At 41.4% G+C, this 14,993-nt stretch carries 11 protein-coding genes and 1 pseudogene; 8 read left to right on the plus strand and 4 right to left on the minus strand.

Annotated elements, in window-relative coordinates:
• The first annotated feature begins 254 nt into the window (after positions 1 to 254).
• Entirely contained in the window at positions 255 to 410 is a 156-nt protein-coding gene (locus tag CQA40_RS11345; RefSeq protein WP_181882930.1) for a hypothetical protein, read from the plus strand.
• 17 nt (positions 411 to 427) lie between these two features.
• On the opposite strand, the gene CQA40_RS10470 is transcribed toward CQA40_RS11345, so the two are convergent.
• Together CQA40_RS10470 and CQA40_RS10475 are read right to left on the minus strand one after the other, a co-directional pair.
• Positions 428 to 2,113 (minus strand): hypothetical protein, encoded by a 1,686-nt coding sequence (locus CQA40_RS10470; RefSeq protein ID WP_115520780.1) that lies wholly within the window; start codon positions 2,111 to 2,113, stop codon positions 428 to 430.
• Positions 2,114 to 2,130: 17 nt separating this feature from the next.
• Positions 2,131 to 3,396: an AAA family ATPase gene (locus CQA40_RS10475; RefSeq protein WP_115520781.1), complete on the minus strand. Its 1,266-nt coding sequence runs from the start codon at positions 3,394 to 3,396 to the stop codon at positions 2,131 to 2,133.
• Between the two features lie 378 nt (positions 3,397 to 3,774).
• On the opposite strand from CQA40_RS10475, the gene CQA40_RS11755 reads away from it, so the two are divergent.
• Together CQA40_RS11755 and CQA40_RS10485 are read left to right on the plus strand one after the other, a co-directional pair.
• Positions 3,775 to 5,304 (plus strand): MiaB/RimO family radical SAM methylthiotransferase, encoded by a 1,530-nt coding sequence (locus tag CQA40_RS11755; RefSeq protein WP_258864553.1) that lies wholly within the window; start codon positions 3,775 to 3,777, stop codon positions 5,302 to 5,304.
• 13 nt (positions 5,305 to 5,317) lie between these two features.
• Positions 5,318 to 6,409 (plus strand): Gfo/Idh/MocA family protein, encoded by a 1,092-nt coding sequence (locus CQA40_RS10485; protein ID WP_115520782.1) that lies wholly within the window; start codon positions 5,318 to 5,320, stop codon positions 6,407 to 6,409.
• Positions 6,410 to 6,561: 152 nt separating this feature from the next.
• Here the strand turns inward: CQA40_RS10485 and CQA40_RS10490 are convergent, their stop codons facing one another.
• Entirely contained in the window at positions 6,562 to 7,770 is a 1,209-nt protein-coding gene (locus CQA40_RS10490) for a cytochrome-c peroxidase (RefSeq protein WP_115520783.1), read from the minus strand.
• A 263-nt stretch (positions 7,771 to 8,033) separates the two neighbouring features.
• On the opposite strand from CQA40_RS10490, the gene CQA40_RS10495 reads away from it, so the two are divergent.
• The 4 genes and pseudogenes from CQA40_RS10495 to fumC all read left to right on the plus strand — a co-directional run bounded on the left by CQA40_RS10495 (position 8,034) and on the right by fumC (position 11,990).
• Positions 8,034 to 8,492: a hypothetical protein gene (locus CQA40_RS10495; protein ID WP_115520784.1), complete on the plus strand. Its 459-nt coding sequence runs from the start codon at positions 8,034 to 8,036 to the stop codon at positions 8,490 to 8,492.
• A 251-nt stretch (positions 8,493 to 8,743) separates the two neighbouring features.
• Positions 8,744 to 8,995: pseudogene (locus CQA40_RS10500) on the plus strand (anion permease); the annotation flags it as partial.
• A 61-nt stretch (positions 8,996 to 9,056) separates the two neighbouring features.
• Positions 9,057 to 10,433, plus strand: a complete 1,377-nt coding sequence (locus CQA40_RS10505; RefSeq protein WP_115520786.1) for an anaerobic C4-dicarboxylate transporter — start codon at positions 9,057 to 9,059, stop codon at positions 10,431 to 10,433.
• Between the two features lie 147 nt (positions 10,434 to 10,580).
• The gene (fumC, locus tag CQA40_RS10510; protein WP_115520787.1) at positions 10,581 to 11,990 is read left to right on the plus strand and encodes a class II fumarate hydratase; all 1,410 of its coding nucleotides are present in this window, start codon (positions 10,581 to 10,583) and stop codon (positions 11,988 to 11,990) included.
• Positions 11,991 to 12,444: 454 nt separating this feature from the next.
• Here fumC and CQA40_RS10515 read toward each other — a convergent pair whose 3' ends face one another.
• The gene (locus tag CQA40_RS10515) at positions 12,445 to 13,671 is read right to left on the minus strand and encodes a DUF1561 family protein (protein WP_115520788.1); all 1,227 of its coding nucleotides are present in this window, start codon (positions 13,669 to 13,671) and stop codon (positions 12,445 to 12,447) included.
• A 518-nt stretch (positions 13,672 to 14,189) separates the two neighbouring features.
• On the opposite strand from CQA40_RS10515, the gene CQA40_RS10520 reads away from it, so the two are divergent.
• Positions 14,190 to 14,993: hypothetical protein (locus tag CQA40_RS10520; RefSeq protein WP_181882931.1), on the plus strand; the 804-nt coding region annotated here is incomplete at its 3' end.

Genomic DNA, 14,993 nt, shown 5'->3' on the forward strand with positions numbered 1-14,993 from the left:
CACTGATTTTGACAAATTTTTCATTGTCGTTTCTCCTTAAGGGGTTTAGATTCGCTTCACGCTTTGCCTCACGGTAGATTTTATGATTTGCAAAAACTTGCAAAGCCCAAAATCTAGCCACAAAACAAACAAAAAAGCGTACGAGGATTCTACCCCCCCCCCTTATTAAAAAATGCTTAAATCTATAAGATTTTTGACATTTTTTTTACAAAAAATATAAAAATTTTTAAAAGCTGTGTTTTTTAGGGATTTTTGTGGTATTTTTTGTGGCGTTTGGACTTGGGGTAGTGGCTATTGGAAGCGGTGGAGGTATAGTTGCGATTGGTTGTGTAGGTGTTGTGGAGATTTGGTGTGGTGGGGGAGATAAGCTAGCTGATTTATTTGCCAAGCGATTGAAGCACAGCGCGTGATTGATTTGCATAAAAAATCAAAGAGTATTTTTTATTTCTACTAGCTCATCTACACCGTGAGTATAACCATCATAGTAAAATTCTTTATCAAACAGTATTGATTTGCGAGATTTATCATTGCCAAAGTTACCCACATATAGAGCATAACACTTGTTTTGCTTATCTTTTGTCTTTGCCAAATCCCTAAACCCAGCCAAATTATAATCACTAAACACAAAATCACTTATCATTAGCAAATCTGCTTTTTTGTAGCCCTCTTCATTCATTTTTGTTAGCCCAGCCCTAAGCGCAGGTATCGCATCCGTCCCACCGCTAAAGCTCATTTCTAAAAAACTCATTAGCTCAAAAAATCCATTTGGAGGAGTCAAATCAAGTGTGCTAATGCCTACGCTAAAGTTTATAAGGTAGCATTTTCGCCTTGCCTCCATCGCTCTTTGCGCCATAAAAAGTGCTATGGCTTTGGCGATAGTCTCTGGCATCCCACTCATAGAGCCACTCGTATCTATACATAGGATTATGGGTCCTTTTTTGTCTTCTACTTCTTTTTCTCGCTCTTGGGAGATTTCTTCCACCATAGATATGTCTTCATATCCCTGCTTCTCAAAGCAAAATAGGCGATTTTCGGCAAATTTCAAATCAAACAAAATGCTAAAATCTTTATCATTAAGCAGGGCTAATTCTTGGGGCAAGACATTTTCCAAATCCCTACCAAGCGTAACGCCACTAATTTCCTCTTTGGCATAGGGCGTTGGGATAGTTGCGTTAAATGTTCTTTGCAGTGTGTATGTTTCTAGCTCTATTTTCTTTTGAGCTTTGTGTAGTTTTCCTAGCATATCACAAAGTTTTTTTATCGATTCTTGCTCCAAAAGCTTAAGCCATTTTGCAAAATCTATCATTCTTTTGCTTAGATTATCTGTGCCACCTACACCATACCCACCGTATCTTTGATTCCCCATCAAGTCATTTTCATTTACGCATTCACTTACTTTTTTGCCAGATTCCATACCCGCTTTTAGACTTTGCATAATATAGCTAGAAAACAAATCCGCACTTTCTTCCATAGACTTAAATCGTTGTTGAAATTTTTGCATTAGCTCTATCCATTCTTTTATGCGCTCTATGAGTTCATCTTGGCTATCTTTTATAAGTTGTTTTTGTATTTTTGTCTCTTTAGATTCTATGAGTTTTTTCCAAGTTCTGATTGTGTTTGTATGTAGGATTTTAAGTAGCTTGTTTAGTTTTTGGTTATATTTGGCTTTTTGCTCTTTTTCATTAGATTCTTTGTCTTTTTTGGCAATAGTTTTTGCGTATTTTTGCCTAAAATCTTGTAGCTGTTTTTTGTAAAAAACCTCTTCAAAGTCGCTATTGTAGCTTTTTATTTTTCTTAGCAATCTATCTAAAGAAACTTCTGTGAATTTTTCTTTGTGCTTGGTTGTTATTTCTGCTTTGAAGTAGTCATTTTTTTCTTTTTCCAATTCTTTTGGTTCTTGCTCTAGCTTAGATTCTATTTTTTCATAGTATGCTCTTACATTCTCATCTAGACTTTGCTCTATGCCTAACTCATCTTTTTGTAAGTCATAGTTACATTTTTGTGCCAAATCGCTAGTGCAAAAGCCAAAATACCCTTTGACTTTATCAAATTTGGTGATAAGATTTTGTTGGATACGATTAAGAAAGCTAGGTTTTTCTTGGTTGCCTTGCATATTTATTTGCCTCCAAATTAAGCAATAGGAGCAGCTACTTTTGCATTTTTGACTTTATTTTGTAGTTTTTTTACTTCCAAAATATCTTGTTCCAAATTTTCTTGTGCTTCCTTAAAAGAGCTTAAAAAAATATCATATCCGCTTTTTGAGACAAATGGATTGGCATTTTTATCCTTAAAATCATTTGCCTCACTAAGACATTTTTGCAATTCTTGATATAGTTTATGATGAACATTAGCAATTTCTTTTAAAAGAGAATCTTTGACAACTTGCTCAACGGGATTTTTTATCGTTGATTCAATTTGTTTTGCTAGGTTTTTTATATCTATTCCGTTTTTGATAGCTTGTGGGCTATAATTATCTAAGCATTCTTTTAGCATTTTTTCAATCTCTTCTTTTTGGCTCTCCTCACTCCACAAACAATGTTTCAAAAGTGCCAAATCTATCAGCCCCACAGACTGCCTATCACTTAGCACGGCAGAAAATTTAAGTAGCTCCATAATAGCCACCCATCTACGCTCACTTACATAAATACTCTCTACATCATCTGCTTTTTTGTCATTGTAGGCTTCAATTTTAGAGCGCAAAAGTTCTAGCACATTCAGCACAGATTCATCTATTTTTGCGCTATCTACGAGTGATTTGATTTGCTTGAAATCTCTGTCATAAAACTTTAGCTCGTCTGCTACATTTACAATCTCTTTTGCCCCAGAGCTTTGCAATAGCTTTTTAAAATTCGCCTTTTGCTTTAGTGGTGGGACAATAAGGCGCATTATAAATCTATCATACAATGCTTCAAGGCTTTGTCCCTTTTGTGGCAATTCATTACTTGCTGCCACTAGCCCGCGAAGCGGGACTTTTATATTGTCTTTGCCGTTTCTAAACTGCTTTTCGTTGATGATTGTTAGCAGTGAGTTTAGTATCGCAGGAGAGCTTTTCCATATCTCGTCCAAAAATGCAAAATCCGCGCTCGGCAAAAATCCCTCCACACTTCGCACAAGCCTATCTTGTCGTAATTCACTAAGTTTTAGCGGTCCAAAGACTTCCTCAGGAGTGCTAAAGCGATTCATCAAATAATCAAAAAATTTATTGCTATCAAAGGCGCAAGATACGCGCCGTGAGATAAGACTCTTTGCCGTCCCGGGCGGTCCATACAAAAATACCGATTTCCCCGCTATCATACATAATAGCACTAAAGAGATAATTTCATCTTTTTCTAAAAGCCCTTGTGAGAGCGTCTCTTTTAGCGTTTGGATTTTGTTTTTGTAAAGATTTTGTGCCATTTTTGCTCCTTTTAGTTTTTGATTTTCATTCTACAAAAAAAAAAAAAAACGGATTATGAAGAGAGTGAATAAAAGCGAGCATAAAAATATTTAGCAATTAGATTGCTACAACATTTGCTTCTTGCCTAATGCAATATTTGTGCAATATTTGTGAGGAATCGTTTTTTGCTAGGTTTTGTTATTTAAGAATCTTTTTATGCACTTGTGATAATGCTTTGGCTATAATTTGAAAATCCAAAAATAAACGCACAAAATATTTTTAAGGAGAATCACATTTTTACAAATTTTAGCGACACGACATTTAGCCATTCATCGCAGCAAAAAGCAAAATCGCAGGCAAAAAACCACCAAAATCTAGGGCAAAAAAAACTTCATCTAATCTCACTAGGCTGCACCAAAAATCTCGTAGATAGCGAAGTGATGCTAGGGAGGCTAAGCGAGCTAACTCTAAGCGATGAGGTGAGCGAAGCAGATGTGATTATCGTAAATACTTGTGGGTTTATCCATAGTGCCAAGCAGGAGAGTATAGGCGAGATTTTGCGCGTGGCGGGGGAGAAAAAGGAGGGCGCGATACTCGTGGTGAGCGGGTGTCTAAGCGAGCGGTATGCAAAAGAGCTAGAGAGCGATATGCCAGAAATCGACATCATCATCGGTGTGCGCGACTATGATAAAATCGATAGCTTGCTTGCCAAAAAAGGATTTTTTGGCGCAGTGCCACGCCTGCCAAATCCCCCAACGCTAGCAAACCCCACAAATGCCACAAACTCTACAAGCCACGCAAAATCTGCAAACCCCTCAAGCATTCAAAGCACTTCAAGCACTCAAAACCCACTATCGCAAACCCTATCTAAATCTCCACAAAAAAGCACAACAAAAAGCAACGCAAGCCAAATCTCCACAAATCCACCTAGCCAAAATCTAGGCAAAAATCTTGCAAGCCAAGATGAAGTGTTTTTAAGCGATGAGCACTCAAAGCGGGTTATTAGCAACTCCGCTATACACGCATATATCAAGCTATCAGAGGGCTGCAATCAATCTTGTTCTTTTTGCTCTATTCCTAGCTTTAAGGGGCGGCTCCGTTCACGCTCTATCGCTAGCGTGCTAGCTGAAGTGGAAAATCTCGCCCAAAAAGGCTACAAAGATTTTAGCTTCATCGCGCAGGATTCTAGCTCGTATTTGCTAGATTTTGGTGTGAGAGATGGGCTTGTGGCGTTGATAAAAGCACTAGATTCTAGTGGTGCAGCAAAAACTAGCAGAATCCACTATCTCTACCCCACCACGACTAACTACAAGCTAATCGAAGCGATAGCTAGCTCGCCTAGTGTGCAAAACTACTTTGATATGCCAATCCAACACATAGATGACAAAATGCTAAAGCTAATGAAGCGCGGTGCGGGAGAGAAAAAGCTAAGAGAAATACTAAATCTTATGCGCTCACTGCCAAATGCTTTTTTGCGTAGCACGATAATCATAGGGCATCCTTGCGAGGGGGAGGAGGAGTTTGGCAAATTAGCGGATTTTTTGGGTGAGGGGATATTTGATAGGCTAAATCTTTTTGCGTTTTCTAGTGAGGAGGGCACTCTAGCGCACACGATGAGCCACAAAGTCCCCACAAAAGTGGTAAATGCAAGGCTAAATAAGCTAAATAAAATCCTAAAATCCCAAGATAAGATTCGCTACCGTGCACTAAAGGGAGTGCAAATCCCCGTGATAGTCGAGGGCAGGGCTAGCATAAGCGAGCATTTTTACTCTGCTAGAGACATTCGCTGGGGGCTAGAGATAGATGGCGAGATTCTTATCAATGACAGCGAGGTAGAGGATATAAGCGTGGGCTACTATGAAGCAAAAATCACAGAGTATAAAAATGGGCTTCTTTTTGGGAAAATCCTCTCCAAACTAAAATCGTAAAAAGGCATTGAAAATGACAACGCACACAAAGCTAAAGTGCGCCCTTGTGGGGTATGGGTATTGGGGGAGGAATGTGCTAAAGGCATTGTGCAATCAGCATAGATTTTGCCTAAAAGGCGTATATGATAGCGATAGTGCGCAACTGCAAGCCGCGCTTAGTGATTTTGCTAGTCTTGCTAAATCAGTCCAAAATCCAAAATCCACCGCGCAAAATCAAAATCCACATACGCAAAATAAAGACTTGCCTACTCAAAATACACTGCAAAATCCACCGCAAAATCGACTAATAGCATACACCTCTTATGATGAGATTTTGCGCGATGATGAGATAGAAGCGGTATTTATCATCACACCTCCGCATACGCACTTCCCCCTTGCTTCCCTTGCGCTAAAAGCTGGCAAGCACGCGTTTGTAGAGAAGCCACTAGCTCGTAGCACAAGTGAGGTTTGCGCCCTCTATGAAATCGCCTCTAAGCAAAATCTAACGCTTCATTGCGACCATATATTTCTCTACTCTCCCGCTGTGGTGTGGCTAAAGGACAATCTAGCAAGTTTCGGGGATATACTCTATGTCCAAGCGCGCAGAATCAATCTAGGGCTTTTCCAAAACAGCGTAAATGTCATTTGGGACTTGGCATTGCACGATTTGAGTATTTTGGATTTTCTTTTTGGGCTAGAGATTTTATCTCATAGCTTGGTTTCTCGCCGTTATGAGGGGTTTGAAGCACTAGCAAATATACAGCTTGAGTGCAAAAGATTTAGTGCCAATCTCACCGCTTCGTGGCTATCGCCTATCAAGGTGCGCGAGATGATGATAGGAGGGACGCAAAAAACTGCGATATATGATGAGACAAAGGAGCGCAAAATCGCGCTTTTTGACTGCGGAGTGGTGGTAAGCGATAGCGTGGAGAAGTCATCGCTATATCAAAAAATGGTGCGCTATCATTTGGGCGAGGTAAGCTATCCTATGCTAGATGATGAGCTACCGCTTGATAGCTCAATACGCGCTTTTGGCGAGCAGATATGCAGGGGCGGAAGTGATAAGTGGCTACAAGAGCATATCTTGCGCGTGGTGGACGCGCTAGAGCGGATTTGCAAGAAATAATCCAAACTAAAGCACAATCAAGTGCAAACTGCCTAGAAGCCCCGCTAGTCGAAAGTCCTGCTAACCGCTAGCACTGACAATCGTAGCAAAACCAAAATCTAGCGATAAAATCACAGAGCGAAATCAGGTAGTGCTAGATTTTGCTAGATAAATCACAGCGCGTTTAGGAATGCTTCTAGTGCGTTTAGCTCATCTTGGCTTAGCTCAAGTTTTTTTAGTAGCTCATCAGGGCTAGGGAATGGTGGATTATAGGTCGCGCCCTCTTTTGGGATAGGGTTTGCCATACCTGCGTTATATGCGTTTAGCACTCCGTGCAAGTGTGGGAAAAGCCCGTTGTGCATATAGGGTGGGGTTTTTTTGACACCGCGTAGGCTTGGGGTTTTGAATTTACCTACATCGCTATTTTCGCGCGTGATTTCATACCTCCCCAAGTCTTCGTATTTGTCCCTACCATAGTAGTGCAAGCCTAGATTGTGAAATCTATCATCGCTTAGGGCTACGCCGTTGTGGCAGTTCATACACCTAGCTTTGGTGCGAAAAAGATGAAGCCCTAGCACTTCCTCATCACTCAAGTCCTCCGCCTTGCCGTTTAGAAATCTATCAAAGCGGTTGTGATGAGGCATAAGGCTTCTCTCATAGGTGGCAATCGCTTGAGAGAGTAGCTCTTTTGTGATTTTGCGCGTGCCAAAGGCGGCATAGAAGTCATCTTTGTATTCTTTGATTTTGCTTATTTTTCTTACAGCTTTATCCGCGCTAAAAGCCATTTCTTTGGGGTCTGCTATGGGAAAAAGACTTTGGGATTCTAGGCTACTTGCGCGTCCGTCCCAAAACTTGTGCGTGCCAAAGGCACTCATTACCACACTTGGAGAGTTGCGAGAGCCTTGCGCTCTATCGTGTCCGTAGCTTACACTTTTGTTATCAGCAAACCCTAGTTCTTTGTCGTGGCAAGAAGCGCACGCGATTTGGTTTGATAGCGATAAGCGCGGGTCGTTAAATAGCTTTTTGCCTAAATCTGCTTTTTCTTTGGTGTAGGGGTTTTCTTGTGGATATGGTGGGGTAAGTGGTAGAGGCTTTAGCTCTAGGTGGGAGAGAATCTTTGAGCGATTTTCCTCACTTGTGGCATCTGCTAGCCCTAGCTCTTTTGCGAAATCCTCTAGCACGGATTTGTCTATATGAGGTGCTTCCCACTTGGTAGAGTCCCTATTGCTATATATCTGGCGTAGATTTTGCACAGATAAATGAGCGGCGGCTTTTTGGCTTACTTTGCTCGCGGATTTCGCACTACTTATGTAGATGATTACCCCGCTTACAAATATGAAAAATAGAGCGAAAAATAGCTCCCCATTTAGCAGTTTTTTCATTTTTACTCCTTGTATTTGGTTTTGCAGATAGTTAGCATTATAGCGACTTTTGATTAAAAAGCATTATTATTACATTTCATAAAATAGGAATTTACATATTAAGAATCAAATTATGAACACATTTTTTGCTAAAGATTTTGCAGATAGAGAGATAGAGAGGCTCACAAAGAGGATTGATAGTTTGGGTATAAAGGAAAGTAAAAAACAATGCTAGAAATATTGATATAATCGCAGATAAAAATATAGAGCAAGGCAAAAACAAAATGATAAAAATCGAAGTTTTGGCAGAAAATAAATATAAAAAAGCCTATGATTTGCGTAGCGATGCCTTAAAAACACTTAAAACCATAAGAAAACCAATCACAAACAAGCACGATGGGCGAGTGGCGATTGTCAATAAGGCAGGGCGACTAAAAATGACAAGTGATGAGGCAGTGCGCGAAAGTGTCAAACACGGATTTACTCCAGCTGAGCATATTGAGGTTGTAAAACATATACAACAGCTTTATGAGGATGCGCATTTGCGCGAGATTCAGCCTGATTTGAAGCATGGACATACAAGCGTGCAGATACCACGCTATGAGATAATGTTTGATTTAAATGGACTGCAAGTGCAAGCACTGATAACATTAAAAGAGACTTTGAAAGGAATATATAAGGGAAATAGGATTTATTCGATAGAGTTAGAAAGTATCGCTAGGTTGAAGCCTACCGAGCCATAAGCCCTAGCGCGTAATATGCAAAGTCAAAAAGACCCAAGAGGCTCGGCTCATTGAGACGCCCTTTGCAAATCAACAAAAATCCTACTAAAATTTTGTAAATTTGTCAAATTTAAACCTCATCATTTGTATTTTTTATTTAATATTACAATGCTTTTTTAAAATTTCTTCAAAAAGGAGTTTGGAATGAGTTCTCAAACAAGTAGCACTTTTTCCACCCCCCCCCCCCTCAATTCTCTCTCACTAAAAGCCTAAAGCTTTTTTCTCCTATGATCGTAGCACTTGCTATATTTGTCTGTCCCACACCTGAAGGGCTTAGTAGCAACGCTTGGACTTACTTTGCGATTTTTGCAGGTGTCATCGTAGGGCTTATACTAGAGCCTGTGCCTCCCGCACTTGTTGGACTTATCGGTGTTGGCGTATGTATATGGATAAAAGTCGGTCCAAAAGGCAGTGGCAATCCCGAAACAATCATCAAGTCTGGTGAAGCTGTAAATTTGCCTTGAATTTTATGGTGTTTTTTTACACTTTCATTGTTTCACAAATCTAACATTAAAAGGAGTTGTTATGGATTTTTTAATGTCATTAAGCGATGGTAAGCAGTTTGCAATTCAGCTTATAATCGTTTTAATCTGTCTGTTTTATGGCGCGAGAAAGGGCGGGATTGCTCTTGGATTGCTTGGTGGGATTGGGATTTTTGTCCTTACCTTTGGATTTGGTGTGAAGCCGGGCAAACCTGCTATTGATGTGATTTTTACCATTCTTTGCGTGGTGGTGGCGAGTGCGACTTTGCTCTCAAGTGGTGGGCTTGATGTGATGCTACAAATTGCGGAGCGAATCTTGCGCCGTAACCCGAAGTTTTTAACCATTCTTGCACCATTTGTAACTTGGTTTCTTACCATTCTTTGTGGCACGGGGCATGTTGTCTATACAATGATGCCAATTATCTATGACATTGCAATCAAAAACAATATCCGCCCAGAGCGTCCTATGGCAGGAGCTAGCGTGGCTAGCCAAATGGGAATCATCTGCTCGCCTGTGAGCGTGGCGGTGGTAAGTCTAACGGCTATGCTTCTAGCAGAGGGCGTGCCTCATATGGAGGGCTTTGATGGGTATATCAACCTGCTTCAAATCACAATCCCAAGCGGTGCGCTAGGCGTGCTATGTGTGGGAATCTACTCGTGGTTTAGAGGCAAAGACTTGGATAAAGATGAGGAATTTCAAGAGAGGATTAAAGACCCAAAATTCAAAGAATATGTCTATGGTGAGAGCAAGACTTTGCTAGGGCAAAAGCTCCCTACGATTGAGTGGGTGGCTATGTTTATTTTCTTAGGCGCGATTGCGCTTGTCGCACTTTTGGGGATTTTTAAGGGACTTCGCCCAAGCTTTGATGATAAGCCTATGAGTATGGTTGCGGTGATTCAGATGTTTATGCTTATGGCTGGCTCTGCATTAGTGATTTTTACAAAGGTAAAGGTAAGCGACATAGGCAACAACGCGATTTTCAAATCAGGTATGATTGCTATGGTGGCGGTGTTTGGGATTTCGTGGATGGCAGATTCTATGTTTGCCGTGCATACGCCTATGCTTAAAGCCACGCTTGGAGAAGTGGTGCAAGAGCATCCTTGGACTTACGCGCTAATGTTGCTCCTTATCTCAAAGTTTGTAAATTCGCAAGCCGCAGCACTTGCAGCATTTGTGCCTTTGGCACTTGGAATCGGCGTAGAGCCCGGCATAATCGTAGCCTTTGCCGCAGCGTGCTATGGCTATTACATTTTGCCGACTTACCCAAGCGACTTGGCGACTATCCAGTTTGACCGCTCGGGCACGACACATATCGGGCGATTTGTGATAAATCACAGCTTCATTATCCCGGGGCTTGTTGGCGTGTTTAGCTCTTGTGTATTTGGCTACTTGCTTGCACTTGTGGCAGGATATGTCTAGAATCTAGACTCCTTTAAGACTTTTATTTGCCCTTTGTAACCTTGCCTTGTAACTTTACCTTAAATCTTGGCAAGGATTAAGGAGGGCAAATTTATCATTTTAAGCTATCATATTTGTTTATCTTAATTTCTAAAACGGAGGTGCAAAATGGCACAGGATTACAGAGTAGAGCACGACACGATGGGTGAAGTCAAAGTCCCAAACGAGAAGTATTGGGGTGCGCAAACACAGCGCAGTTTTGAGAATTTCAAAATCGGCATTGAGAAAATGCCAAAGGAGCTGATTTATAGCTTTGCTAAGCTAAAGCGTTCTGTCGCGGTGGTGAATAATTCTCTAGGCAAACTCAATGATGAGAAAAAAAAGGCAATCACGCAGGCGTGTGATGAGATAATCGAGGGCAAGTTTGATGATAATTTCCCACTAGCCATTTGGCAGACAGGGAGCGGCACACAAAGCAATATGAATATGAATGAAGTCATCGCCAATCGCGCGAGCGAGATACTAGGCGGGGATTTTCGCAAAGACTCAAAAGAGGGCAAAAAAGTCCACCCAAATGATGATGTCAATATGTCTCAGAGCTCCAATGACACATTCCCCACAGCGATGAGTATCGTAAGCGTGATACAAATCGAAAAAAAGCTACTTCCCGCATTGCGTGAGCTAAAAGCGACATTTGAAAAGAAAGTCAAAGAGTTTGACTCTATCGTAAAAATCGGGCGCACGCATTTGCAAGATGCTACACCGCTTACTTTGGGGCAGGAGTTTAGCGGGTATCTCTCTATGCTAGCTCATAGCGAGGAGCAAATCACTGCTTCACTTCCCACACTACGCGAGCTTGCTATCGGCGGGACAGCCGTAGGCACAGGGCTAAACGCACACCCACAGCTAAGCGAGAAAGTAAGCGATGAGCTTAGCAAATTTACAGGCGTGAAGTTTGTCTCAAGCCCAAATAAATTCCACGCACTCACAAGCCACGATGCGATTACATTCACACACGGCGCGATGAAAGGCTTGGCAGCAAACCTAATGAAAATCGCAAATGATGTGCGGTGGCTAGCGAGCGGTCCGCGCTGTGGGCTAGGGGAAATCCTAATCCCAGAAAATGAGCCCGGAAGCTCTATAATGCCGGGCAAGGTAAATCCAACGCAATGCGAAGCACTCACAATGGTGTGCGTGCAGGTAATGGGAAATGACGCGGCTATCGGCTTTGCAGCGTCTCAAGGGAATTTTGAGCTTAATGTCTTTAAGCCTGTGATTATTTATAATTTCTTGCAAAGCCTTGATTTGCTAGCCGATGCGATGAGGTCGTTTAATGAGCACTGCGCGGTAGGCATACAGCCAGATAAAGAAAAAATCGACCACAACTTGCACAACTCACTAATGCTTGTAACCGCGCTAAATCCGCATATCGGCTATGAAAACGCTGCAAAAGTGGCAAAAAACGCGCACAAAAAGAGAATCTCGCTTAAAGAGTCTTGCTTGGAGCTAGGATTGCTTAGTGAAGCGGACTTTGATAAGTATGTCGTGCCTGAAAATATGATAAAACCAAAGGCGTAGAATCGAGGGAAAAAATTTAGGCGGGGGAAGTCTTACGCAGAAAGCCTAGAGTGCGCAGAATCTAAACGCGTGGGGAATTTAGACGCGCAAAGTCATAGATAGGGCTTTTGTATTATCTAAAGGGGAATAAAATCACGCAAGAATCTAGCTCAACTTTGTGTAAGCAAAATCACGCAAGCAAAATCACGTGAAAATCTGTGAGGGTGGTTTGCGTGGTAGTTGCGTGAGGGATTTGCCCGCGACAAGTGGGGGGCGAAAATCCCACGCGAGATTATCCTCGCAAGATTATCCTAAAGAGATTAGCCCAAGATTTTTTTGAGAACTTAAAAATAGATTTTGTTTGTGGATTTCTTGTGTGAGAATTTGCACAAAAATTTGCGCGAGAATTTAAGAGCAAGATTTTGCATTTTGCTTCAAGTGATTTGTCCCAAAGATGATTTTAGATTTTGTGATTTTATTGATTGCACCTACCACTAGCGCATTGATTTAGTGCGCTAGCAGCTGGGATTCTTGCATTTCCTCTCATACCCTCCCCCTCCCCACTACAGTCGCTAAATGAAAGTGCACTAGCAAATGGTAGCGTGTATCGCCCACTTACTTCTACAAGCCCTAGTGCTGCGATTTGTGTCCCTGCGCCCATAGTGTCGGCTAGGGTGTTTGTCAGCTCATAAAAATCCGTGTTTAGCCTAGCGATATTTGCGATTTCTTGTGGGGTGGCGTTTATGATATTTGTCGCTAGCACGCGCACGCCACCGCTAGTGCGCACTAGCACCACTCCGTGCTGTCCTAGCCCTCTATCTGCTTGATAGTAAATCATCGAAACCACATATAGTGTGCCTACCCTAGAAGCTAGCACGCCCTCCAAAAGCCTGCCTACATCATCTGGCTCCACCCCATACCCCACAAAACGCCAATCAAACTGCGGAAGTAGTGAGATAGCACTAGCATAGCTTAGTCGCACCGAGTTGGCAAACCTTTGGCTTACATCATCTGCGGGCAAGACATAATACTCCGCAATGTCATCTAGCGTATCATAAAGAAGCGAGTGCCTAGCCCTAAAGCTCAAAAACGGATTTACATTTGGCGCGGTGTCAAAAAAGTAGCCACCTTGTGTGGGAGGGGTGTTTCCATAGAATAGGATTTCGGCAGCTATCTCATAGGAGTGCAAAAGGCAAGTCCCACACACACCTTGATGAAAAAGTGAACCATCAGTGCTAGAGGCAATCTGGGCTAGCCTAGATAGCCAGGCTTCTAGGTTAAAGTCAAATACATTATTTAAGGGGCTTGTTAGATTTAGTCGGCTTAGAGGGGTTGTTTTGGATTTTTGGGTGGATTTTTTGATGGTTGCAAGGGTGGATTTTGGGGTTTTTGGTGTGGTTTTGCGGATTTTTAGCTTGTGAGTTTTTAGCAGTTTGGAGTTTTTTGGCGTATTTTTGGGGGTTTTTAGGGACATAGAGTCTAGCTTAGATTCTATATATCGCTCGTTATTTACTAGATTTTGTGGCAGATTTTTTGATAGACTTTTTGGCAGATTTTGTGGTGGGATTTGTGGGGAGGCTTTTGGAGAATGCAGGGCGAGTAGGCTTTGGGAGAGGCTTACTAGCAAGGCAAATAGCACAGAAGTCATAGAAGCCATAGAAATTATGGAAGTTATGATAAGCCTTATAGTTTGGAGTGGCATACTATCTCCTTAGAAGAATCTATTTTCACACGAAATATATCGTTGCAAAATCTCACAAAACGCCATAAAACTATGCACATATCATAATAGCACAAAAACTTTAAAAGCGATTCAACTTCAAAATCCAAGCCCTGCAATGCGCATATTTTGCTAAGAAAGCTAGGATTTGAGTTTTGCATTTAGGCGCAGTAAATGTATCAAAAGGTAGTGGTGATTTCCTTACTAGATTTGATATAAGCGATTTTTTATAGGTTTTGGTATGTTTATTGCAAGCCAAATGATAAAGGCATATATGAGGGAAAATATAATATAATATCCAAGTAAAGTTCCAAAGTGAAAAATCCAAACAAAAGCTAGATAAAAATCTAGCACCAAATCACGCTACGCAAAAAGCATAGCCCATAGATAAATCTAAAAATGCCAAGAAATAGGAAAAGTAATTGTATGAAAAGGTTTTGCTCCCCCCCCCCCTGTTAATATTATTGCTTAGTGTTTTTTGCAATGTGGCAAAAGCAGGTATGAGTTGCACAGGTCCAAATGAGACGGGGGATTGCACCTTTAATGGTGCGTATTTTTGGGGCAATATCAATGCAAATACTCTAACCCTCACAGAGTTTGGGCGCACAACTTATGGTATGTATTTTTATGGCGATACAAAAATAGGCACTCTTATAATAGACAACACTAAGGGGGATTATGATAGAATAATCGGCTTTGCACAAAGCAATACGGACGCAGGGACGATAAGCATAGGAAAAATAGAGCTTAAAGATAAAACCAAGCCAACATCAATAAAGATAGCTTTAATAAGCGATAGACAGTGGGGCGCATTTGATTCAACCTTGACAAATTGGCTTGATACAGGTGGAGTAACCGTTTATATAACAGATACAACTGATGCAAATCAAGCAAATTGGACTCAAACTACCATAACCCCTACTCCACAAGGCAATGCTTTTGTTAAAAGAAAATATAAGTTTGGCGGTAGTGGCGAAATCATAAGCATAACAGGACCAGGTGCGTCATATCTCACAGGTGGAGGTGGCTCTAGTGGTGGGGGTAGCGGTGGTAGTGGAGGTAGTAGCAGTGGCGAAAATGGTAGTAGCGATATACCCAAACTAACAAGAACGCAAAAAGACACAATAGATTGTATCTCTAAACTTGGTGCGACACTACAAGCAGTGCAGTTATGTAGAAATACAATGCAAGAAAGAGAGCACCTCGAATCCACCAACACCCTCATACTCTATAACATTCTCAATAACTATGATGGCACTTATATAAACTATGATTATGGCTTAGGACATCAAGTAGGAGTGGGT

The organism is Helicobacter sp. MIT 01-3238 (assembly GCF_003364135.1).
GTDB lineage: Bacteria > Campylobacterota > Campylobacteria > Campylobacterales > Helicobacteraceae > Helicobacter_B.

Excerpts from the sequence above, each read along its gene's own strand:
- CQA40_RS10470 (WP_115520780.1), bottom strand. The coding sequence starts at position 2,113 with ATGCAAGGCAACCAAGAAAAACCTAGCTTTCTTAATCGTATCCAACAA.
- CQA40_RS10475 (WP_115520781.1), bottom strand. The coding sequence starts at position 3,396 with ATGGCACAAAATCTTTACAAAAACAAAATCCAAACGCTAAAAGAGACG.
- CQA40_RS10485 (WP_115520782.1), top strand. The coding sequence starts at position 5,318 with ATGACAACGCACACAAAGCTAAAGTGCGCCCTTGTGGGGTATGGGTAT.
- CQA40_RS10490 (WP_115520783.1), bottom strand. The coding sequence starts at position 7,770 with ATGAAAAAACTGCTAAATGGGGAGCTATTTTTCGCTCTATTTTTCATA.
- CQA40_RS10495 (WP_115520784.1), top strand. The coding sequence starts at position 8,034 with ATGATAAAAATCGAAGTTTTGGCAGAAAATAAATATAAAAAAGCCTAT.
- CQA40_RS10505 (WP_115520786.1), top strand. The coding sequence starts at position 9,057 with ATGGATTTTTTAATGTCATTAAGCGATGGTAAGCAGTTTGCAATTCAG.
- fumC (WP_115520787.1), top strand. The coding sequence starts at position 10,581 with ATGGCACAGGATTACAGAGTAGAGCACGACACGATGGGTGAAGTCAAA.
- CQA40_RS10515 (WP_115520788.1), bottom strand. The coding sequence starts at position 13,671 with ATGCCACTCCAAACTATAAGGCTTATCATAACTTCCATAATTTCTATG.